Raw genomic sequence first — 24,686 nt, forward strand, 5'->3', positions numbered from 1 at the left:
TTAAGGTTTCTGAGATACCAGCTATTATTTATAATTTTCTTTATTCTATTAATATGTCACTTGTAATGACAAATCTTTTACAGCAACTAAACCATATGCTGATGGCGACTCATTAGAATACCCTTCTCCTGACTTACAGTCTTCTAGGAACATCGTTGATTGTGTATAACATCCAACTTTAAAGTACCCTGTAGCATCCTCAGCTTCCCAAGTATCATCCCAAGAATCTCCTGTATCTTCATTAATGATTTCACAAGTAATATTTCCGTTATTAACAATTACAGTAACACGCAATTGTTGACCTAAAGAATATGGCAATACATATTCTGCAGTACTATCTTCATTTTGCACTACATGTAACCCTTGATCATCTGCTCTGTATTCAACTCTTAGTGGCTCATCATCAGGACCATGAATCTGTACCATGGATACTTCTGGCTTCTCTACTGGTAAGTGTACTGCTCTAACACGTACATCTAAGTACTGATAGTCATCCATGCTCCAATAGTTATCATCACCCCCAGGTGTTTGTCTAAGCTCAGATCTAGGGTAAGAAGAACCACTTGTTGTTGCTCCACCACAATGCGCTTTAAAAAACACTTCATCGCCACTTACATAAAAATAATCAGAATAAGGAGCTGTAATTTTACCCGTAATATCTCTCATTTCATAGGCATTTCTATTTCTATCATCACAATCACTTCCTCCTCCTTCACTATCATTACCATTACTATCTAAAGGATATGTAATTTTCCATTTATCCAACGTAGCCAGTATACTTGACGGGTTATCTCCACTAGGAATAATAGTATCGTCATCATCTTCATCATCTTCATCATCTCCGTCATCGTCATCTTCATCTTCATCATCGTCATTGTCATCATCATCGTCTCCTCCTTCATTTCCATCATCTCCATTACCACCATCGGCATCTCCAAACTCAAAGACCTGAACTTCTGCCAACGACAATGGATTAGTACCTCTTAATTTTATACGAACTCTAGAAGCTACTGCACCATCCATATTTATTGTTACCGATGGACTAGGCGTATCCTCTATATATATTTTTTTAACTTGATCCCCTTTATCATTGTATAAGAATACATCAAAACTACTCAATCTACTAGAACAGCAATTTGTACGATTCCAGATAACAACATCTCCTATTGCATATTCTTCTCCTAATCTAACTTGCCACCATGGTCTGTATGTCCTTGAAGTATGTGTAATGGATCCATCACTCCAGTTACCAGAAGTATTACCATCAACAGCTTTACCTGCTAAACCATTATATGCCATTGAAGACTGCTGTGCTTTTTTACCCAAGGCCAAATTATCTCCCGAAGAGTCTCCTCCATCATTTGTTCCCGTACTTATCAATTCAAAATCATCAAAACGAACATCTCCACTATCTCGAAGACCAACGATCGTCACCGAAGACGAAGCTCCACTATTAAATGATATAGAAACCTCTGTATATTCATCAACATCAAAATCTTTTGTTTGACCACCTACAGATAACTTACCATTACCATCTACCCAAGCCGTAAGTACGTAATCTGTATTTGTACTTATATTTACTGTTTGTTCTATTTTTCCAGAAGAACTTGTTACCTTACCCGCTTTGGATCCTGAATGTTCATCTCCCGAAATGGCAAACTTACTCTCATCTCCCCAACCCGTTTTTCCGAATTCAAATCCTGGGTTATCAATTACAACATATTTTTTTTGAGAGTTTTCATCAATAACATCTGAGTTCTGGAACTCTTCATTAGTACAATTAAATACTAAAATCGATAAAAGAGGTAAAACGAGTGCATTGATACTTTTACCGCGCCATAGAAAAGTATTCTTTTTCTTTTTAATTTTTGAATTTTTCATTTTTAAGAGTTTGCAAATTAATCTGTGTATGGTTAAACTATGGTAATGATTGTGTAATAATTAAAATCTTTGGGCACACTTTTGAGATGAACATAACGGCACTAAAAACCTAATTATCAATCAAATAAAATGCACGTATACTACTAAATAGCAAAAATGGAGCAAATAAGAAGATGTATCTATTTACAAAACTATTTATTTTTTTGTCAAAATATTAAGCAGAAAACACTGCTATTTATGCAACGACGGCAAATGTAGATAAACATGAAATAAAAACTCTAGGCGCACGATAATGCGTAATAAAGTAGCTAGAATTCGTTGGGAATTAAATACTATTTGAGTTTTTTTGATATCCTGATCTTGTTGAATCTAGAATAATCCAAAGTTTCTGTTCAAAATTGAAGAAGTTTTATACGAAAAGAACAGTTTAATTTTTAATTAGGCTTGCTTGTATTGAGATTAATACCAAAAACCATTAAAAAAATATGTAGGTGATAGTAGATTTGGGATAAAAAATGGTTAGTTAGTTCGGTTCAAAATTTAGGGCAAAAAAAGTAAAACGAACTTATTAAAAATAAGAATAGCTAGCATCTATTCTATACACACAGCATAGATACTAGCTATTCTCAATTATTTACTTATTAATATGTCACCTGTAATGACAAATCTTTTACAGCAACTAAACCATATGCTGATGGTGACTCATTAGAATACCCTTCTCCTGACTTACAATCTTCTAGGAACATCGTTGATTGTGTATAACATCCAACTTTAAAGTACCCTGTAGAATCCTCAGCTTCCCAAGTATCATCCCAAGAATCTCCTGTATCTTCATTAATGATTTCACAAGTAATATTTCCATTATTAACAATTACAGTAACACGCAATTGTTGACCTAAAGAATATGGCAATACATATTCTGCAGTACTATCTTCATTTTGCACTACATGTAATCCCTGATCATCTGCTCTGTACTCAACTCTTAGTGGCTCATCATCAGGACCATGAATCTGTACCATTGACACTTCTGGCTTCTCTACTGGTAAGTGTACTGCTCTAACACGTACATCTAAATACTGATAATCATCCATACTCCAGTAGTTATCATCACCTCCAGGTGTTTGTCTCAGCTCAGATCTAGGATAAGAAGAACCGCTTGTTGTTGCTCCACCACAATGTGCTTTAAAGAACACTTCATCTCCATTTACGTAAAAGTAATCAGAATATGGAGCAGGAATACTTCCTGTAAGATCTCTCATTTCATAAGCATCATTGTTTCTATCATCACAATCATTTCCACTTTGACTATCATTTGTACTATCATTACCATCTTCATCAAGTGGATATGTAATTTTCCATTCACCTAAAGTTGCTAAAATACTTGATGGGTTACCACCTGTATTTCCTGGCTCTTCCTCTTCTTCTTCTTCTTCTTCCTCTTCTTCTTCGTCATCATCATCATCATTACCTCCATTACCAGTTCCAAATACCTGAACTTCTGCCAATGACAAAGGATTTGTACCTCTTAATTTAATACGAACTCTAGAAGCTACTGCTCCATCTGTATCAATTGTAACTGATGGATTAGGTGTATCCTCTATATATATTTTTTTAACTTGATCACCATTATCGTTGTATAGGAATACATCAAAACTACTTAATCTACTACTACAACAGTTAGTACGGTTCCAAATAACAATTTCACCAATTGCATACTCTTCTCCCAATCGAACTTGCCACCATGGTCTATATGTACTTGAAGTATGCGTAATAGATCCATCACTCCAGTTACCAGAAGTATTACCATCAACAGCTCTACTAGCTTCACCACTATAAGCAGTTGAAGATTGTTCTGCAGTTTTTCCTAAGGCTAAATTCTCATCAGAAGAACCACCTGAACCACCATCATCTCCACCTCCACTACTACCAGTGCTATTTAAGGCGAAGTCATCAAATCTAACATCTCCACTATCTCTTGTCCCTACAATCGTAGCTGAAGAAGAACTTCCACTATTAAATGACACAGAAACTTCTGTATATCCGTCAACATCAAAATCATTAGTTTGACCGCCGATAGATATTTTACCATTACCATCAACCCATGCTGTTAATACATAATCTGTATTAGAACTAAGACTTATAGTTTGTTCTATCTTACCAGAAGAACTTGTTACCTTTGCTGCTTTAGACCCAGAATACTCATCTCCTGAGATTGCATAATTATTTTCATCTCCCCAGCTTGCTTTTCCTGACTCAAACCCTGGGTTCTCAATTGTAACTGATGCTTTTTGAGACCCTCCGTCAATAATTTCTGAGTCCTGAAATTCTTCATTAGCACAATTAAAAGCCAAAAAAGATAAAAGTAATAGAGTAATTGTATTAAAAATTCTGTCTGACCTAAAAGAAATCATCATCTCCTTCCCTTTCGTTTTCAATTTTTTCATAGTATTTTTTTAGTTTAGTAATTAATGTTAGTAAAAGTGTTTCTTATGTATAAATTTTATTATTAAAAATTGTTTGCATTTTTAATACAAACTGAAATATTAAGCTATTTGGAGTCGTAGTATAATTCAATTGACTTTTCAAATTAGTACTTAATAGATATCTTTTTGTAGACTGCGAAATAAAAAACCTAGAAATAAAATGATTGACTATATCGAAAATAAACCCTCGAACTATTAATGATTATTCAAAAAAGGCTTTTGAAATTATCAAAATCATAATGGTGGTTAAATATAGTCACATAGAAGTCCCCATAATTGCATTTTCTGTGCAATTAATATTTTTAAATAGGTAAGTAGTATTATGATTGTGATACTGACAACTAATTAAAAAAGTTTTCTGTGCAGTTATATATTTTTGTTACATAGTTTAGTATCGTTTTAATCGAAATAAATTTCGATATTTATTAATTAAGCTATTATCAAATGCTACATCTGAATGAGCCTTCCCCTTTTTTTCTTTTACTCTAAAAATTCTTTTAAAGTATTTTTGTTTTGTTGTTACTAAGCAAATGAAATTCTAAAAACATATTTAAAAGCATTGTTTTCTTAGAACTCTTTTCACTTTTTCTTCCCTTACTTTTGAAACAGTTCGTATCACTTAAAAATTTAGAGTACGGAAAACAGCAAACTGCTGTTGTAGTGTATCCATAATCATTTTTAACTATACTCATCATCTGTTCCGTTTTCAAATCTTGTTACTTAAGTGTTTCTTGTATCTTAACTAATAACTTTGTTTGAACTGGTCAACCAATTCCTACACAATATTAGTAATTCTTTAACTAACTTCAAACGTTTTCGCAAAAAATACTACTCATAAACCTCAAATAGTTAAGTTATTAACATAAAAGGCTTACAGAATAAAATTAACAAAAGACAGGAAAAGCAGTAATAGCAAAGGATTCACATACTTTCTATTAAAATCATAATAACCAGAGAATCAACTCAAAAAGTTATTAACATTTATGTTAAAATTTCACCATATCTCACAATTTTGGCTTTAGAATTACGGATTCACTAAAAAAAAGCCCATAAAATTTTCGAGAAGATTGTATTTCATCCTACTTACTTACTCTTATATAGTCAATAATAAACTTCTTAGGAAAAATAGAATCGTCTACTTTTGGGCCTCCAAAATTCCCTCCTATCGCAAGATTAATTATTAGATAAAAAGGTTTATTAAAAGGCCAGTTTTTTTTATTTTTTATCTCGGGTTCATATGTATACGCTAACTGATCGTCAATATAAAAGTCAATTTTATCTTTAGTCCATATAGATTTAAACACATGAAAGCCTTCTTCTATAGTGTTTACTGTTGTTTTTTTAGAATTTAGAGTATTGCCAAAACTTTGTCGAGTATGTAGTGAATTATAAATCGTATGAGGTTCTCTACCGATATACTCCATAATATCAATTTCACCACAATCTGGCCACCCGACTTCTGATATATCCTCTCCCAACATCCATATAGCAGGCCAGAGCCCATATCCATCAGATATTTGCGCTCTTACTTCTATAGTTCCGTATTGAAATTCTATTTTATCCTTACTCGTAATTTTTCCTGATGTATAGACATCATCTTTTTTGATTGCAGTTATAATTAATTTACCATCCTTCAACTCTATGTTTTCTTTGGTATAAATTTGCCTTTCGTCATTTCCCCAACCACACAGTTGTGGGCATCCATCCCCAAGATCATAATTCCAATATGTCTCATTAAGTCTTGTATCATTAAAATGCTCTTCAAAAATAAAAGCCTGAGAATAGACAGATGTCGTAAAGACAAAAAGTAAAATGTAAGCTACATATCTCATAACCTAATTATTTTATTTCGAAATCTGCCTTGGTTGATGTATCAGAACTACCCCCGACAAAAACAGTGAATGTTCCTGACTCTACAACCCACTCATTCTGATTATTAAAAAAACCTAAAGTTTCTGAGTCTAATTCAAAAGTTACTTGTTTGGTTTCTTTTGATTCTAGCGAAACGAGTTCAAATCCTTTTAACTCTTTTACCGGTCTTGTTACCGAAGCAAAGTGATCTCTAATATATAACTGTACTACTTCTTTACCTTGACGTTCTCCTGAATTTGTTAGTGTAACTGATACTTTTATATTTGGGGTTGCACTTGAGGTATTTATGCCTTCTATCTTTAAGTCTTTATATTCAAAAGTTGTATAACTCAATCCATGACCAAAAACATAGAGAGGTGTATTTTGTTCATCAGAGTAATGTGTCCAAAATACTGTACCTGGATCAGATGCTTTAGGTCTTCCTGTGTTTTTATAATTGTAATAAATCGGAACTTGCCCTACACTTCTTGGAAATGACATAGGCAATTTTGCACTTGGGTTATAATCTCCATACAGCACTTGTGCTATTGCATTACCACTTTGAGAACCTAACTGCCATGCTTCTAAGATTGCAGGTATATGCTTATCTGCCCAATCTAGAACCAGAGGTCTACCATTGTTTAGTACCAACACTATATTATTATTTACCTTGTATAATTCTTCTAAAAGTTCTTGTTGCACTCCTGGCAAACCTAATGCGGTTCTGCTTCGGCCTTCTCCACTCTGAAATCCAACCTCTCCCAAAACAGCCACTACAATATCAGCATTTTTTGCTGCTTGTATAGCCTCTTCGAATCCACTTTTATCTGTGGTATTAATTTTTGTTTCTGAAACGAATGATGTTTTCCCTATAGATACATCAGCCCCTTTTGTATATAGCAAAGAATTTTCTTTGTACTGCTGCATTCCTTCTAGGACAGAAACCGCACTATTATCATCTGCACCAATTCTCCAGCTTCCCAGAGGACTATCTTTATCACTAGCTAAGCCTCCTATCAAAGCTATACTAACACCTTCTTTTTTTAATGGTAGTAGGTTATTATCATTTTTAAGCAAAACAATAGACTTTTTGGCCATATCTAAGGCGGCTTCATGAATTTCTTTACTACCGGTTATCTCTTTTTCTCTTGCTTCATCACAATACTTATAAGGATCATCAAATAAACCTAATTCATATTTTACACGTAAAATTCTTTTGGCGGCATCATTGATTATATCTTCTTTTACTTTTCCTTCTTTTACTAAGGTCGCAAGATGTTCTATATACACATAGGATTCCATATCCATATCTGATCCAGCATTTGCAGCAATTTTTGCAGCATCCTTATCATCTTCTGCATACCCATGATTAATCATTTCTGTCATTGACCCCCAATCCGAAACGATAAATCCACTAAATTTCCAGTCGTTTTTCAGAATATCACGTTGTAAAAATTTATTCCCCGTAGCAGGTATACCATTAAGTTCATTAAATGAATTCATAAATGTTCTTACCCCGGCATCTGTGGCTGCCCTAAAAGGCGGAAAAATAATATTGTTTAATGTTGATGATCCTACATCAACCGTATTATAATCTCTACCTGATTCTGAAAACCCGTAGCCTGCAAAATGCTTTGCGCATGCTGCAATTGTATTATTTTTTGCAAGATTATCCCCTTGAAAACCCTTAACTCTGGCTATGGCTATCTTAGATCCCAAAAATGGATCTTCACCTGCGCCCTCCATAACTCTTCCCCAGCGGGCATCACGAGATATGTCTACCATAGGAGCAAAAGTCCAATTTATACCAGCCGCTGAAGCTTCTTGAGCTGCTACCGCTGCTGATTTTTCAATAGCTTTTAAGTCCCAACTAGCGGATTCTGCCAATGGGATTGGACTCATTGTTTTGTATCCATGAATCACATCAAAACCAATAATAAGAGGAATTCCTAATCGCGATTCTTCTACAGCTATTTTCTGTACAGCCTTCACATCTTTAACTCCTCGAACGTTAAGCATTGATCCCACCCATCCCTTGCTTAGGTGTTCATATTTTTTTGCTTCGTCTCCTTCTGCTGGCTTTGGCCCCGTAAGGTCCCAAAAACCATTGTATTGGTTCATTTGACCAATTTTTTCTTCAATTGTCATTATTGACAGCAACGAATCTACTTTTGCTTCTATCTCAGAATTCAATCCTACAGAAGCATTTTCTACAGCTAAGGTTTTTGGCGATTCATTTGACGGATTGCAGCCAGAAATAAATAACACAAGTCCAAAGACTATTATAATAATCGTTCGATTTTTCATTTATAATTCTAGGTTTTTTATGAGTACTAACAGATAATATATAAATTCTTTTGTACGAGAAAAAATTAGAAGGCCAGTCAACATACTAACCTTCTAACAAAAAATGATTACACTATTAACTTTCTTTATTGATACACTCTTACATAATCTACCTCCATTGTTGATTCTATAAATCCAGCATCTATTACTCCTCCAAATTTTCCTCCCATAGCTACATTAAGAATTATAAAAAAATCGTCATTAAAAGGAAGTTCATTTGTATTGGGTATGGTATGATAAACAACATCATCTACTAAGAAAACTATTTGTTCTGGAGACCAATCTACAGTATAGTTATGAAAATCATCTGAAGCACCATCAACCGTTGTTGATTTGGTAATTGCATTTCCTGCTGAAAAATTAGTGTAATGAAGACTACTATGCACTACATCTTGATTATTACCAACATGCTCCATAATATCAATTTCTCCACATGCAGGCCAAATATTAGTAGCATAATCTTCTCCTAACATCCATATTGCAGGCCAAGTACCTCCTCCTTCAGGCAATTTTGCTCTCACCTCTACTCGACCATAGGTAAACTCAAAAAGGTCTTCAGTTTTTATCCTTGCTGATGTATAGTCACCTCCATCATTAATCGCAGTAATCTTAAGATACCCGTCTTCTACTAAAACATTGTCTGCTTCATCTGTATAGAATTGTACCTCTTCATTACCCCAGCCACCATTATTTCCTAAATTATAATTCCACTTCAGGGGATCAGGTGCTCCATCAACATCAAACTCATCTGCCCATACTTCTTGAGTGTACTGAGATTCGAAATCTAAACTTTGAACAGGTTTTTGAGTTGTAAATATATGATACCATGCCAACACAGCATTATTTCCTTGAATTGCTCGTACTACCATTCTATTTTCTGTAATTGATAAAATTTCATAAGTACTCGCCCCTATATAATACCCCATAAATCCATCATCAGAAAAGTTTAAGGCGGTATCCGTGGTTTCCTCAAGAGGAACACCACTAGATGCTGGTGAAACCGCTACCGTTTTAGCTCCGGATACTGGATAATCATAACAGTAATCTTCACTTGCGGAACCTCCGGCAACATCAACATAGGCTACATTAAAATAAGTCCCTCCATTACTATTAAGTTCATACATTAACTCTCCATCTACCATAGAAAACGTAAGCGCATCTGTATAAATACATTGAGAATTTTCTGTAGATTCAGGGTCTAATAAACTTTCTTTTTCAAAAGGTTGGGCTACATACCACTTTGCATACCACCAATCACCATCAATCCCTTCTGTTGCAGGTCCTAAACCAAGGTGACCTGGTTCTGAGGCTGACCAATACCAGGTTTTTGATTTGTTTTCTGTAAACATCCCTGATGCATCATCGTACACGGCCCCTGTAAGCATGCTTTTTGATATGGGGTCATCGAATGAGCTAAAAACCTCAACATCAATAGCTTTATTTGTCGAAATACCAGCAACACCAGAAACGGTTACTACAACTGTATATGTGTTCAACCCGGGCTGACTAAATCTATGTATTGTTTCTCCTGAAGGAGCTACTTCATTTAATCCATCTCCGAACTCGAATCCATACGTAATCGCATTGTCAGATTTCGCTGTGAATTTCACAAATCCACTACCATCTCCATTAGGGTTACTTTCATCTACCCCCATAACCTCTGCAGTTATTTCAATATTGGTTGGTGCTGTAATATCACCAAAGGCTCTATTCTCATCCTCACAACTTACAAATAGAATTGTAAGTGAAAGTATACTTGCCAAAATAAAAGTTAGCTTGCTATTTTTCATTTTCATTTTTTTAATTTGTTAGTACGATATCATCAAAATAGAAGTTTTCTCCTGCTCCCGAACTCCCAAAATCTGGAAATATAATTACATTATAATACTCTATTGATGTACTAAATGAACTATCGGTTGTTAAATCAAAAGACAACTCTTCCCATGCATTATTACTTTGTGTATTCACTTCAACCTCAACAAAAACAGTAGGACTATTATTACTATCCAATGGTGATGTTGTATCTTCCATTTTAAAGCGAATGGGAACCCCTGATCGCGGAGACCAAACTTTTAATTTCACTGTAGTCCCGTCAGTAAAATCTACAATCCCAGACAAAGGCATACTTGCCCCAGCCCATGTTTGGGCGCCTGAGGTTTTTTGTATTTCGACAACAGTAGCACTTGTATTTATACCTGTTTGATCAGGATTTGCGACTACATCTGCTGGGATGGGACTAAAGTCTGAAGCACCAAAACCAGTCCATGTATAATCTAAGGAAGTAGATTCAAAACCTAAAGGAAACTCAATTAGCTCGGTTGCTGCTCGGTAGAAATAGATATTATCTATGAATACAGTTCCTGCTGCCCAAGGTGTCCCTACAAATTTCATTTGAAAAATATCACCAATGGTTAATCCCTGATCTGTATATTCTGAAAGAGGAATATCAATACTGGTCCAGGCATCGGCCATCAACTCATTTGAAAAAGGTTTTTCTTCTGGACCAGGCCTTATTAATGATGTTTCTATACTGGTAACATCTGTTGTCCAAACATCTAGATGCAAAAACTCCATATCAGAAAGATCTGTTTCTGCTCCTAATACAACCCCTTGATAACTCAAATTAATATATTGTAGCATGGTATCTCCGTCTAAATCAAAACTAGTCCAACCACTCCCTTGCCCCGCTTGACCCCAATCCGGAAAATAGTCCGCTCCAGCTTCATTAGCGTATGCATCACTAAAAATTGAAATCACATCATTAACAGATCGACTTGGAGGTGTTGGTGCCGACACAATGGGTTGTAAAATTTCGGTAACCAAAAACTCTTCTTCATATTCGGTTGTTTCTATCGCTCCTCCTTTGGCAATTACTCTTATGGTATATGTTCCAGGTGCCTCATATACATATGATACAGTTTCACCAATATTCGTCGATAATGGTTCTTCGATTTCTTCTTCACCAAAATATACTTCAAACAGTACTGCATAATCAGCAGTTACTGTAACATTAACTTGTCTAGAAATTCCTGCATCATTTTCTATAATTACATCCAAATTTTCTGGAGCATTAAACGATACTACTAGAGATTGTGTAGTTTCTGTCTGCAAACCACTCGGACCATAACCAATAATGGTTATTTCATAAGAGCCTTCGGCATATATGTGTTCGACAGAATTACCTGGCGTAATATCCTTCTCATCTTCTGATCCATCTCCAAAAATTATCGTATAATTAGATACTCCACTACCCAAAGGAGTTAAAGTAACCAATCCTGTATTATCCTGAGTTATTGAAGCCAATGCTGATATACCAGAAGGAGCGGTAACTGCATTGACAAATGATATGTCATTTTCTTCCTCTGTACAACCTAGAAAGGCGATCCCTAACAAGAGAAATATGCTGTAAATAATATTAGTATTTTTCATGATTCTAATTTTTTAATATCCTGTATTTTGATCCCAGTTACCATTTGCAAATTCGATTTCTTCTACCGGAATTGGAAATACTTCATTTTTCCCTGTTGAAAAGCCACTAATTTCTGCCGCTGCTCTTCCGGTTCTAACCAAATCAAAGAAACGATGTCCTTCTCCTACCAACTCTACTCTTCGTTCTGCATATATTGCATCTACAAGCGGAGTTCCTGTTAAAGTTATATCTGCTAATCCAGCTCTAGATCGCACTCTATTAAGATATAATTGTGCAACAGCGTAATTAGCACTAGATTTTCTGCTATTTGCCTCAGCTGCCATTAATAATACATCTGCATACCGGATAGCTCTATAATTATTAGGGTTTGTTAGATTCTGGTCCCCTGTGTTTAAATCTCCTTGTCTTGCTATATATTTCCTATTATAATACCCTGTATGGTTATGACCCTCAACATACGTAGCTCCCGTTTCTGCTGCCCATGCTTCTATATCCAGTATGGCAACATCTTTTCTAAGATCTCCTTCTTCAAAGGCATCAACAACCTCTTGTGTTGGCACATTAAAACTAAAACCTGAGTCATATGTTGGCCCGCTATAAGTTCTTATGCCATTAAACCCAACGGCCACATTCCCCTCACTACATTGCAAACATTCGAACCCAGCACCTTCTGCATCAGAATACTGAACTTCAAAAACAGATTCTATCCCGTTTTCTCCTTCACTCTCGAAAATGGTATCATAATCAGCCACTAAATCATACGTCCCAGCATTAATAACATTTTCTAGGGTCGTGGCAGCTTGATCAAACTTATCCTGAAAGAGATATACTTTACCTAATAACGCTAATGCGGCTCCTTCTGTAGCTCGTCCCACTTGAGGTGCTATAGTTGCTAAATTTTCTGAGGCAAAAATTAGATCTTCTTCGATTAAAGCATATACTTCTTCGGTAGACGATCTAGGAAGACTGGTCTCATCTCCTACATTAAAACGAGCATCTATTTTAAGTGGAATTGCCCCGAACCATTTAACCAGTTCAAAATTATAATAGGCTCTAAGAAATCTAGCTTCTGCGATAATTTGCTCTTTACCTTCAAAATCCGTTTTATCCTTAAATTCTAAAATGTAATTAGCTCTATTTACGCCTGCAAACATCCAATCCCAAATATCTTGTAGATTACTATTGACCTCGGTATGTGTCATTTTGTCTATTTGCTGAAAACCAATCACATCTGTTGCGCTCTCCCCACCTGCAACTGTATTATCAGAGGCAATCTCTCCTAATAACACATTTAAATATGTAGATTGTAATAAATCATACGCGCCTATCAAGGCATCATAATAATCTTGTTCTGAGTTAAAGTACGTTTCTGAATCTATTCTATATGCTGTTGTCTCATCAGTAAAATCATCACTACAAGACTGAATAATTGTTATAATTGCAATCCATAAAAATAGATTTGATATTTTTAGTTTTTTCATTGCCGTTAGTTTTAAAAATTAAGATTGAGACCAAATAAATATTGTCTAGAAACCGGATAGAAACCATCATCAATTCCTGCCCCAATTGCCCCCGAAGAAGTTGCTGCAGGATCATACCCCGTATAGTCTGTAAATGTGTATAGATTATTAATCGCTGTATATACTCTTAACCTATTAATCCCTATTGTGTTTAGAAATTCTGTAGGTAATGAATACCCCAATTGCACATTTTGTATTCTCAAAAAAGATGCATCTTCTACATAAAATTCAGAAAAAAGTTTGTTTGTTGTCGTTCCTACTGTTGCCCGAGGAACGCTATTACTAGTGCCTTCACCCCTCCATCGATCTAGATATAAATCTAATCTATTTACATTGGGCTGGTCCCTTTCGTAATTACGAACCATTTCTTGACCTAAGTTGGCATAACTATATGCAGAAAAATCAAATTGCTTGTATTTTAAGTTTAGATTCAATCCCATATACCAATCAGGTATTGGATCTCCTATATTTGTTCTATCGTCAAAATTAATTACACCATCATTGTTTACATCTACGAATCGTATATCACCTGGGGCGGCCTCTGCACCTAGCTCAATTTGTGATGGGTGAGCATCTACTTCGGCCTGATTCTGAAAAATCCCATTAGTTTGCAACCCATAGAAATATCCTATTGGTTGTCCGACTTCCATTCTAGATGGACTTAATTGACCTACTCCAAAATTTCCACCTTCAAGAATAACGTCTCCATTTATCTCGGTAACATTATTTTCTATGTAAGATACGTTGTAGCTAATTCCGAAAGAGAAATTTTCTGAAAAACTATCTTTATATGAAATTAGAAATTCAAATCCTTCATTACTTGAGGTTCCTCCATTAATTGTAGGAAACCCTGCTCCAGGTGCTCCAGAGCCAGTAATACCAGAAACTGGGGAGTTTGCAATTAACAAATCTTCACGATCTTCTTTAAAATAATCAGCTACAATTTCTATACTGTTATTTAACATTTTGACATCCAATCCGATATCAAGTTTTTTAGCTACTTCCCATTGTGCTTCAATATTTGGGATTCTACCATTTGCTACTCCGCTCACCAAAACACCATCTATAACATAGGTTGCTTCTCCATCTAAACTTGCTCTATATAAATCACTTCCTACATTACTTCCTAACAAACCATAACTACCTCGTACTTTTAAAAAGTTCACGAATCCATCTTGGTTCCAGAAAGGTTCCTCAGAAATGTTCCAACCTGTAGTTACAGAAGGAAAATAATCTACTCTGTTATCCTCAATAAAATCTGAAGCCACATCTCTACGTAGAATTCCCGAAAACAGGTATCTTTTTTTGAAATCATACTGCACTCTTCCGAATGTTGAAGATCTTCTTTGATCCGTTCGTTCAGAAATTGCCGTTTTTGCTTCATTGATGCCATCTGCCAATGAAATATCCGCAAATTCTATTGAGTTATTAGGAACATCAAATCCGGTAGCCTCTAATTTTGTATACACTTTTCGCTGGGCACTCATCCCTAGTACCACGTCTAAATTATGATCCTCAGCAATGGTCGTATTGTAGTTAGCAAATGTTTCGAACGTATAATCATTAGTTGTAGTGGTTCCTTGAACCACACTACTTCTATCCGTATTAAAAACTTTAGAAGAACCATAATCTACAATTGGAAAAAATCGCTTGTATGAATTGGTAAATGTTCTAAACCCTATTCTTGATGTAATTTTCAATCCATCAAACGGGGTATAATCTAAACTTGTCATACCTTCTAGACCATTTGCGTCTATATCGTTATACATATTGTTTCTTTGTGATATAGGGTTAATTACTTCAGATCCTAAAAAACCGTTTACATCGTCCTCATCTTCAGAAAATACAGGTGCATAATTAATGGCATTAAACAATAATCCACCAAGCCCAAATTCTTCAATCTCTCCGTCATCAGCTATAGAATTAGAGATTGCTTTTCTGTTGCTATTTATATAATTTATGGTTGTATTAAAGTCAAATTTTTCTGAAATATCGACTCCAAGAGCTAACCTCGCGGTATTTCTTCTGTATTCTGAAGTTTCCTTGGCTACAATACCTTCTTGCTCAATATGAGAACCTCCTACAAAATATGTGATCTTTTCTGTTCCTCCTGAAAAACTCAAGTTATGACTAAAAATAGGTGATGTGTCAAAAATTAAATCTTGCCAATCCGTTCCTTCTCCCAATCCTGACAAATCAGGAAAAGGAAGATCTTCTCCTGCAGCAGCATAACTTTCATTTAATAATGCTCCATATTCTGTTGCATTGAGTAACGGAAGTTTTCTAGTTGTTTCTTGAAACCCTGTAAACGTATCATAACTAAATGTCGGTTTTTGGTTTTTTCTACCTCTCTTTGTCGTTACTAGCACTACACCATTTGCACCATCAATTCCATAAATTGCTGCTTGAGAATCTTTAAGAATAGTTACTGATTCGACATCATTCGGGTTAATTGTGGTCAAATCACCGCGATACCCATCAATTATTACAAGAGGATCATTACTTTGATTAGAACCAACCCCTCGAATTGCAATATTCAGTTTGGCACCCGGAGATCCCGATGAAGAACTAATACGTACACCTGATACTGTTCCTTGTAATGCTTGACTAACCTCTACAGGTCTCAAATCTTCTATTGTTTCATTAGAAATTAATGATACAGCACCTGTAACATCTTTCTTTCTTGCTGTACCATATCCTATTACAACAATTTGTTCTAAGGACTCCCCATCCTCTTCGAGAACAACATTTATTGTTGTTTGGTCCCCTACCACAATTTCTTGGGTGGCGAAACCTATATAAGAAAATACAATAATGTCATTTTTAGAAACGCCTGATAAACTATAATCTCCATCAAAACTAGTTACAGCTCCATTGGTACTATTTTTTACTAATACATTTACACCTGGCAGTGGTAAATTTTTGGCATCACTGACAACACCCCTAATTTGAATATCTTGTGCATTAACAATGGTTGTTAAAAAAACCGATATTAAGAAATAAACAATTTTCATACGTGATTTATTTGATTTTACTCAAAATTATAACGATACATTAACAAATCGTCAAAATAGGACCACAACAAAAAATATACTAGACGTATTTAAGCTTATGAAACAGTACTGTTTTTAGGGGGAAACCCCACATAATAAAGAAGGTATACGTAAATGAGAATTTTTCAAAAAAAACCTTGGGAAAGCCCACTACAACGTTAAAGTAAAGGTAATGTTGTAGTGTTTTTATAGGATGTTGTAGTACTAAATCTCTAAGATGTAGTTAACGAGACTATCAGAATGTTCTAATTTTAACTTTTTTCTTAAACGATATCTTTTTATTTCCACACTTCTTACCGAAATATTCAATAATGGAGCTATTTCTTTAGAAGAAAGATTAAGTCTTAAATATGTGCAAAATCTTAAATCATGAGGTGTTAAATCTGGGTGTATAGACTTTAATTTCTTAAGAAAATCTTTATCCACATTATTAAATGCCTCTTCAAAGTGTTTCCAATCGTCTTTATTATTTAAGTTTCTATCAATAATACGTTCAACATTCTGCAATGCAGCTTTGTCAGCAGAGGTAATCTTTTGAAGTTCTTTTTTGATCGTACTTAAAATTTCATTCTTTTTGATAATGTTCATAGTAGAAGAAGCAAGTTCTCGATTTTTACTTTCTATATCATGCTTCAGCTTTTCATTACTCAATTTCATGATTTCTTTCTCACTTTCTAATTGCTTGAGCTCTAATTGCTTTTTGTTTTCTTCTACTAGCTTACTTTTTTGTTTTGTATAATATCCTTTATAGGCTTTATGTATAAGAAACAAAACAATGAGTAGAGATGTTATATATATTATAATAGCCACCTTAGATAGATACCAAGGTCTATCTATAACAAATGTATATGATGCGATATTCTCATTTAATCTATTACCTGTCTTTGTTCTCACCATAAATGTATACTCACCAAATGGGAGATTCTCAAAAACAATATCAGTTCTTGTGGTCCAACTGCTCCAATCATCATAGAAACCTTCGAGTTTGTACTGATATTGAGAAATTAGATACTTATCATATTCAGGAATTGTGTAATTAAAAGAAATCGTATTCATTGAAGGCTCAAAAACAGGTGTATTCGCAGAAAAACTAACTTCTTCAAAATTAGCCCCTTTTGATTTTACCGAGACTTTATCTAATATAATTGTATGATCTCCTAAATTCACCTTAGACAGATCCAAAATCATATAGCCATTTGTCGTACCCAGCAAATATTCGTTATCCTTAATATGAATAATATTTTCATATCCTATTTTCCCTTTACGCAAAGAACTAGGAATCGGTATTCTGGTTACTTTGAGGTAATCTGAGAACTGACTCTGGGAAACATAACTTATATTTTCTTGCGAGAAGCCCCACAACTTTCCTGTATCATCCTCAATGAGTTTTCCTGTTATATAATCTTCGTTACCAAAAAAACTACTTAAGTCATTATCTTTTTTAAAACTCTCATTAGTACTTTTATCAAAGTAAAAGGCTCCATTTGTACACGTGTACAAAATTTTGTCTTTAAACTTAATGATACTTGAATTTTCTTTTGACATTGAAGTATCTTTTGAAACCTTTGTCACTTCAGAGAATGCTTTATCCACATTTAACCTAAAAAGCCCCTTGTACCCATGATTAATCCAAATCTCATTTTCATATATTTCCATAAACCTTGCTGAGTAATCAAATCCTGATATTCGGTGCTTAAAAACCCATTGTCCATTTTCTTTTTGCAGCAACATTAATCCGGTATAGGTACCAAGAAGAAGCCAATCTGGGTGTTCAGGAATCTTTTTGAAGTTCCAAACTCCGGTTAAATTTGACAAGGCCACGGATCGTCCCTCTTCAATTAAAAAGGCCCCAGAATTATGGCCACAAAATAGAGTGTTATCGTATGCAAAAATACTCCATACTTGACCTTTAGTACCTTCTATAAATGTAAAGTCTGCATTTTTATCATCAAATCGCTTATAAAATAACCCTTGATTAGTTCCTACATAAAGAAAATCTCCAAAAACCTTAGAGGCATATACCGCCCCTATATTATATCGCTCATCACTAAAAATAGTAATGGGAGACTTCATATTTATGCAATTAATCCCATCATCTAATGCTAACCAAATATTCTCTTCGCTATCCTCAAACAACGATAATACGGTATTATTACTTAACCCATTACTTTGATTAATCTGATACCTTACTTTTCCCTCGGGGGAGAGGTAAATTAGACCTGTAGAGATGGTTCCTAAAACAAAGCTCTTATCTTTTAATTGCTTACTACTATAAATTGTGATTTGCTCTAGTAATTCATCTGCTTCGACAGACCATTTCTGTATTTTACCCTCAGAGAACTTAAAAAAACCTTGATTATTTGTGAGTAAAAGAATACCATTTGGTATCTCTGATATAGTAACAATTTTACTCTTAATATTATATAATGATAACGGCAGTACAAGTTTGGGCTCTCCTTTTTCTATTCGAAAAATCCCATTGCTGAAATCCTGATAATACACAACGCCATTGACATTATGCATACTTACTATAGCAACCTCTGATTCTATAACATCAATTTCTTCTGTACTCGAATTATATATATATATTCGATTCAGTGATTGAAATAAAACACGATTTTCTAAGCTAACTATATCCCAAAACTGTTCATCTTCTATTAAGCGTTCCTTTATGGGGTTACTTAGAGAGGTATACTCGAGTAATCCTGCGGCATTCTTTTTCCAGAAGCCGAAGTTCATATAACACCCTGTATAAATGCGGTCTTCGACAACATTTACAGATCGTATAATCGTTCCATTAGGACTTGGGTACAACTCCCAATTTGCACCATTATATTCTAATAACCCGTTATTATTAGCTACATAAATATACTTGTCATCTGACTGAGAAATGGACCAATTCTGAGTTTCTCCGCCATACTCATCTGGTAAATACTGAACTATCGGTGGTAACTCCTGAGTAGAACCTATCACCGATAGTAAAAAAAATAATAATAAAGATATTTCCTTTTTATACTTCAATTAATTAAAATAAAGGTACGTAGACACTACAATCAAGCATATAACCCCACCTACGATTTTTGTGTATTTCCAAGGAGTGATATCCACTTCTTTGGTATACTCTTGCTCATATGCCTCTTCTCTGGGGTACAATTTACCAATTATCAACATTATAATAACATTTAGCACAAAAAGAATAGCCATTACATGCAAGAAATGGGGATAAGAAGAAGCTTCTATTGCATTAAGTTCTACTTCACCTGTAATGCCAGAAGCTTTTGCAGCTTCAATAGCATTTTTTGCAAATATTGGTTTAAGTATGAATTGACTTATTATATATAGAATGGATCCTGACAGAATACCAATTTTACCTGCAATTGCAGGAACTCTTTTTGTAAGATACCCCACTACTATGATCGTTAAGATAGGAATACTATATATTCCATTTACTTCTTGTAAATATGCAAAAATACTTCCTGCTTTGGCAATAAAAGGAGCAACGATCATTGCTAAAACAGCTAACAAAATACCAAAACTCTTACCTGCTTTTACTATTTGCTTCTCATTTGCTTCTTTATTAATATATTCCTTATAAATATCTAATCCAAAAAGTGTTACTGAGCTATTTAACGCACTATTAAATGAACTCAAAATAGCTCCGAATAATACAGCTGCAAAAAATCCTACAAGGGATACGGGTAATACTCTACTGACAAGCTTAGGATAGGCCTCATCAGGAACAGACAACTCTCCTTTAAAAATATGAAAAGCAATAATACCAGGTAATACAACAATAATAGGTCCTAAAATTTTAAGAAAAGATCCTAACAACAGTCCTTTTTGACCTTCTTTAAGGTTTTTTGCACCCAAGGCTCTTTGAATAATTGCTTGATTGGTACCCCAATAAAACAATTGCACCAACATCATTCCTGTAAATATAGTAGCAAAAGGGATAGAAGAATCAGACCCACCTATCACTTTAAACTTTTCTGGGTTTGTAGTCATCAATTTACTAATCCCTTCAGAAATACTGCCTTCTCCTATTTCTAACAATCCAAACACCGGAATCATAATCCCTCCTATTAATAAACCTACCGCATTAATGGTATCAGAAACTGCAACTGCTTTAAGTCCTCCAAAAATAGCATATATTGACCCTATAATACCAATTCCTAGAACACAAATAACTATAGATGTATCTTTAGAAACTCCTAATAATTCAGGCACATCAAACATTGTTGTTATTGCTAATGATCCTGTATATAGTACAACTGGCAAAAAAACTACAACATATCCTGTCAAAAACAATCCAGAGGTAATTGCTTTGGTGGTAGTATCATATCGTCTTTCTAAAAATTGCGGGACTGTAGAAATTCCCCCTTTGAGATATCTGGGTAGTAAAAATATTGCGGTAATTACCATAGCAATAGCTGCTAGGGTTTCCCATGCCATTACGAGAATACCTTCTTTATAAGATGCTCCATTAAGCCCTACAATTTGTTCAGTTGATAAATTGGTAAGCAATAAGGACCCTGCAATAACAACTGCTGTCAAACTACGACCTCCTAAAAAATAACCATCAGAAGAAGTTTCGTCTGTTTTTCTGGTTGCCAGATATGATATAATTGCTACTAAAAGTGTGAATCCTATAAAAGATATAATGCCCATAATGAATATTTAATGATCGTTTAAAAAGATCATAAAAATATCAGATATTATTGAATAGTATCAATAATTCTTAAAAAATTTACGCCTGTATAGTTTTTGTATAGTTGTTTTTAAGAATAATACAATTACTTAGGATAAATCATCAAAATACCTATTTCTTATAATGCACGTTATATCGCCAATAAGAAACCCCACCTAGCACTGCCCAAAACAAGAAACTGTAATAAACAGCTGATGGTGTTACAACTTGATCACCACTCGCATAGGAGTGCAACCCTTTAAGATAAAAGTTAACTCCAAAATAGGTCATTAATATAGAGCTTACTGCTAACACAGACATTAGATTAAAAAACCATCGACCTCTTAAACCAGGAACCAATCTCATATGAATTACAAAAGCATAAACCATAATACTTACCAAGGCCCAGGTTTCTTTCGGATCCCAACCCCAATAACGCCCCCAACTCTCATTTGCCCACATACCTCCCAAAAAATTCCCAATAGTCAGCATCACCAATCCTATTGTCAATGACATTTCATTAATTATAGTAATTTCTTTGATGTTAAGATCCATGCGTTTCTTGTTAGATTTGGTGGTCAAAATCATTAACAACAAGGACAAAACTCCCAAAATAGCACCTACAAAGAAAGGACCATAACTACCAACAATAATAGATACGTGTATCAAAACCCAATACGAATCCAATACAGGTTGTAAATTAGCAATTGCCGGATCTGTCCAGTTTTGATGAGCAAAAAACAAAATAATAGCCGCGACAAAAGCCGTTGCAGCTATGGTAAGATTACTTCTCTTACCGAATGCCAATCCTATCGCCATGGTCGCCCAAGCTACATAAATCATAGATTCGTATGCATCACTCCATGGTGCATGTCCGGATACATACCAGCGTATAATTAATCCTGCAGTATGCATTATAAAAATTAGAACGACTACTCCTATGAAAAAAGTAATCAATGCTCTAATAAACTTCACATCAAAAAATATCCCTAAAATTATAATCAACATTAAAAAAACTCCCACCATCATATAATATCGATATAGTGTTCTGAATATATCGTACTTATTCAATGCTATTTCCGCCTTTATCTTTTTATCTGTTGGCAAAACTTCACTTCCGTATTTTTTTTGGAAACTTTTAATACTTTCGACATACTGATTTGCTTTATCATAATCACCTGTTTTTCGGGCTTTTTGTAAGGCATCTCTATAAATCGGTATAATTTGTCGTGTATACACAGAATCCATCCCAGTAAACGTATATTCGTTTAACTGGGGTACAGAAACCCATGTATTATTTTCATCTTCAGGAACCGGAAAAACTCTTAAAATTCCTCCGCCCAAGGCCTGATTAAGTAAGTAAAACTTTTCATGAGTCTTTAGAAAATCTTTTTCAAAACTACTTGGAGTATTCGTACTACTAGCTTTTTCTAGATAGGGTGCTAATTTATAAGAACCATCTGGCTCAACAAGGTCTATAAGAGATACTCTTCTTTCGGTTTTAGGAACCCCTAAAATCTTACGAATACTATCATTTTCTCTTTGTATCTCTATTAACGGAACACTGTACCAAATAAAAGGGTTCTCTACCATCGAAACAAAAACCTGATCTGCGTTTAACCCTTCATAAGTATCTTTTTTACTTAATTTTCGTAATAACTCTGATGAAAAGGTATTTACGGGTTTCATACGCCCCCTTTCATCCTGAATAACAATACTCCCAAATTTTGCAGCGTGATCTGCATCAACCTTATTTGATTTTATAATAGAATCCAGTTGTACCTTACTTGGTAATATTTGAGCATGATTATCAGTATGATCAGACTGAAGCTGGGCAAAAGAACTCGAAATACAAAAAAGTAACAACATGCTAAGTGCCTTCTTCTTTTGCTTTACTTTTGACAACATACGCTCAAGGTCTTTAAACCTAGAACCTCTTAAAAACAAAATCAACATCAATCCCAAATATAAGAGCATATAACCCGCATATGTTATTCTAGAACCCCAAAAATCATGATTGACTGATAACACAGTACCTTTTTCATCGGGGGAGAATGATGCCTGAAAAAATCGATATCCTTTATGGTCTAACACATGATTCATGTATATATCATAGGGCTGAGGAGTCTTATTTCCTTCAATCAAATCAACCTTACTCATATAAGATTTGTATACATTTTCGGTACCAGGATGCTTTTCGGCAATAAAGTCATTTAGTTTTAATGCAAAGGGTAACTCTAAACGTTTAGAGCCATAACTAAAGTACATATCAAGTCCTGCCAAAGATATTTTTTGCATATCATTTGCAAATCCTTTGCCCCCAAGAAGCTTCACTTCTTTGGTTTCTCCTTGAGAGGTTACTTCCAAAATTAATGCATCCTCTTGTCCTTTTTCTTTTACTTCAATTGGGATAACATCATATGTTCCTTTAATTACAGGGTCAGGAATCACAAATTGCATTCCAGCAGTACGATATAAAGACCTAAGCATTAATGGCTGTACACTATCTTTAACAAGCAAACCCTGCAATTGGTCTGCCATTCTCATATAGGATCCATCAAAAGGAGACTCTATCGTATATTCATCATTTTTATATAGAATGTTAATAGCTCCTTTGGTACGGGCATTAAAGGACACAAGAATATTATGAATGTTAGATACTTCCCCCTCTTTTAGGTAATGATCATGGCGACTGCCATCTCCTGCTTCCACTATTTTTAAATAATTATCACCTTCTTCTGTCTCTACCATTCCCATTTCTGCACCATTGATATACTCTTTATATCTAATCGTGACGGGTTGTTTGTTGTAATCTGTGTTTATGGTAAATTTATTCGCAGTAGCACCTGATAACTCTAGAGACTCTGTTAGAATTCGCCTTCTCGGCTCTCCATTAATTTCTCCATCAAGAAAAGTAGTTAGATAAGTACGTTCTGATAAAAAAGTAGAGGTAGTTTCGCCTTCTCGTATAGGCATTACTCCTTCATAACTAATATACCTAGTAATAAATGCTCCTAAAAGAATTAGTATAAAAGACAAATGCAATAATAGTGTAGGCCATTTATCTCTTTGATATAGTTTATATCTAAAAATATTACCACAGAAATTAATTGCAAAAACCCCCATAATTGCTTCAAACCACCAGGCATTATAAATCCAAATTCTCGCAGCGGTTGTACCATGCTTGTCTTCTAAAAAAGTACCTATTGCCATCGAAAGTGCAAAAACAATAAAAAGAATTGCCATTAATCGTGTTGAAAATAAGATACTCAATAATTTCTTTTGCATATTATTTCTTTTTCAGCTTGGCAAATTTAACGCTTTTGATACGATTATCTTGTATCAAAAGATGGTGAATTATAGCTTTTAACAGAATGGTATCATCTTCTATTTATATATGGGTCTATACCTTGTTCATATTACATGGATCTATAA

11 protein-coding genes are annotated in these 24,686 nt (G+C 34.6%); all 11 read right to left on the reverse strand.

The window, feature by feature from the left end:
• Positions 1-48: 48 nt before the first annotated feature.
• The 11 genes from DZ60_RS0111720 to ccsA all read right to left on the reverse strand — a co-directional run bounded on the left by DZ60_RS0111720 (position 49) and on the right by ccsA (position 24,539).
• Complete coding sequence (locus tag DZ60_RS0111720; protein WP_025742257.1) at positions 49-1,881, reverse strand: polysaccharide lyase family 7 protein; 1,833 nt, start codon at positions 1,879-1,881, stop codon at positions 49-51.
• A 641-nt stretch (positions 1,882-2,522) separates the two neighbouring features.
• Entirely contained in the window at positions 2,523-4,325 is a 1,803-nt protein-coding gene (locus DZ60_RS0111725; protein ID WP_025742258.1) for a polysaccharide lyase family 7 protein, read from the reverse strand.
• Positions 4,326-5,443: 1,118 nt separating this feature from the next.
• A complete protein-coding gene (locus tag DZ60_RS0111730) occupies positions 5,444-6,196 on the reverse strand; it encodes a glycoside hydrolase family 16 protein (RefSeq protein ID WP_025742259.1) in 753 nt (250 codons plus the stop codon).
• Positions 6,197-6,203: 7 nt separating this feature from the next.
• On the reverse strand, positions 6,204-8,522 hold the full coding sequence (gene bglX, locus DZ60_RS0111735) for a beta-glucosidase BglX (protein WP_025742260.1): 2,319 nt from the start codon (positions 8,520-8,522) through the stop codon (positions 6,204-6,206).
• A 125-nt stretch (positions 8,523-8,647) separates the two neighbouring features.
• A complete protein-coding gene (locus tag DZ60_RS0111740; RefSeq protein WP_025742261.1) occupies positions 8,648-10,351 on the reverse strand; it encodes a family 16 glycosylhydrolase in 1,704 nt (567 codons plus the stop codon).
• A gap of 10 nt (positions 10,352-10,361) precedes the next feature.
• Positions 10,362-11,990 (reverse strand): hypothetical protein, encoded by a 1,629-nt coding sequence (locus tag DZ60_RS0111745; RefSeq protein ID WP_025742262.1) that lies wholly within the window; start codon positions 11,988-11,990, stop codon positions 10,362-10,364.
• Positions 11,991-12,002: 12 nt separating this feature from the next.
• A complete protein-coding gene (locus DZ60_RS0111750) occupies positions 12,003-13,472 on the reverse strand; it encodes a RagB/SusD family nutrient uptake outer membrane protein (RefSeq protein ID WP_025742263.1) in 1,470 nt (489 codons plus the stop codon).
• Positions 13,473-13,483: 11 nt separating this feature from the next.
• A complete protein-coding gene (locus tag DZ60_RS0111755; protein WP_025742264.1) occupies positions 13,484-16,525 on the reverse strand; it encodes a SusC/RagA family TonB-linked outer membrane protein in 3,042 nt (1,013 codons plus the stop codon).
• A gap of 243 nt (positions 16,526-16,768) precedes the next feature.
• Positions 16,769-19,585: a triple tyrosine motif-containing protein gene (locus DZ60_RS0111760; RefSeq protein WP_051477635.1), complete on the reverse strand. Its 2,817-nt coding sequence runs from the start codon at positions 19,583-19,585 to the stop codon at positions 16,769-16,771.
• A complete protein-coding gene (locus DZ60_RS0111765; protein WP_025742266.1) occupies positions 19,586-21,232 on the reverse strand; it encodes a solute:sodium symporter family transporter in 1,647 nt (548 codons plus the stop codon).
• Between the two features lie 151 nt (positions 21,233-21,383).
• Positions 21,384-24,539, reverse strand: a complete 3,156-nt coding sequence (ccsA, locus tag DZ60_RS0111770; RefSeq protein ID WP_025742267.1) for a cytochrome c biogenesis protein CcsA — start codon at positions 24,537-24,539, stop codon at positions 21,384-21,386.
• Positions 24,540-24,686: the final 147 nt, after the last annotated feature.

Origin of the sequence: Aquimarina pacifica (assembly GCF_000520955.1) — a bacterium.
GTDB classification, from domain to species: Bacteria; Bacteroidota; Bacteroidia; order Flavobacteriales; family Flavobacteriaceae; genus Aquimarina; species Aquimarina pacifica.

Coding starts and splice junctions, on each gene's coding strand:
- DZ60_RS0111750 (WP_025742263.1), bottom strand. CDS start 13,472: ATGAAAAAACTAAAAATATCAAATCTATTTTTATGGATTGCAATTATA.
- DZ60_RS0111755 (WP_025742264.1), bottom strand. CDS start 16,525: ATGAAAATTGTTTATTTCTTAATATCGGTTTTTTTAACAACCATTGTT.
- DZ60_RS0111740 (WP_025742261.1), bottom strand. CDS start 10,351: ATGAAAAATAGCAAGCTAACTTTTATTTTGGCAAGTATACTTTCACTT.
- DZ60_RS0111730 (WP_025742259.1), bottom strand. CDS start 6,196: ATGAGATATGTAGCTTACATTTTACTTTTTGTCTTTACGACATCTGTC.
- bglX (WP_025742260.1), bottom strand. CDS start 8,522: ATGAAAAATCGAACGATTATTATAATAGTCTTTGGACTTGTGTTATTT.
- ccsA (WP_025742267.1), bottom strand. CDS start 24,539: ATGCAAAAGAAATTATTGAGTATCTTATTTTCAACACGATTAATGGCA.
- DZ60_RS0111745 (WP_025742262.1), bottom strand. CDS start 11,990: ATGAAAAATACTAATATTATTTACAGCATATTTCTCTTGTTAGGGATC.
- DZ60_RS0111725 (WP_025742258.1), bottom strand. CDS start 4,325: ATGAAAAAATTGAAAACGAAAGGGAAGGAGATGATGATTTCTTTTAGG.
- DZ60_RS0111720 (WP_025742257.1), bottom strand. CDS start 1,881: ATGAAAAATTCAAAAATTAAAAAGAAAAAGAATACTTTTCTATGGCGC.
- DZ60_RS0111765 (WP_025742266.1), bottom strand. CDS start 21,232: ATGGGCATTATATCTTTTATAGGATTCACACTTTTAGTAGCAATTATA.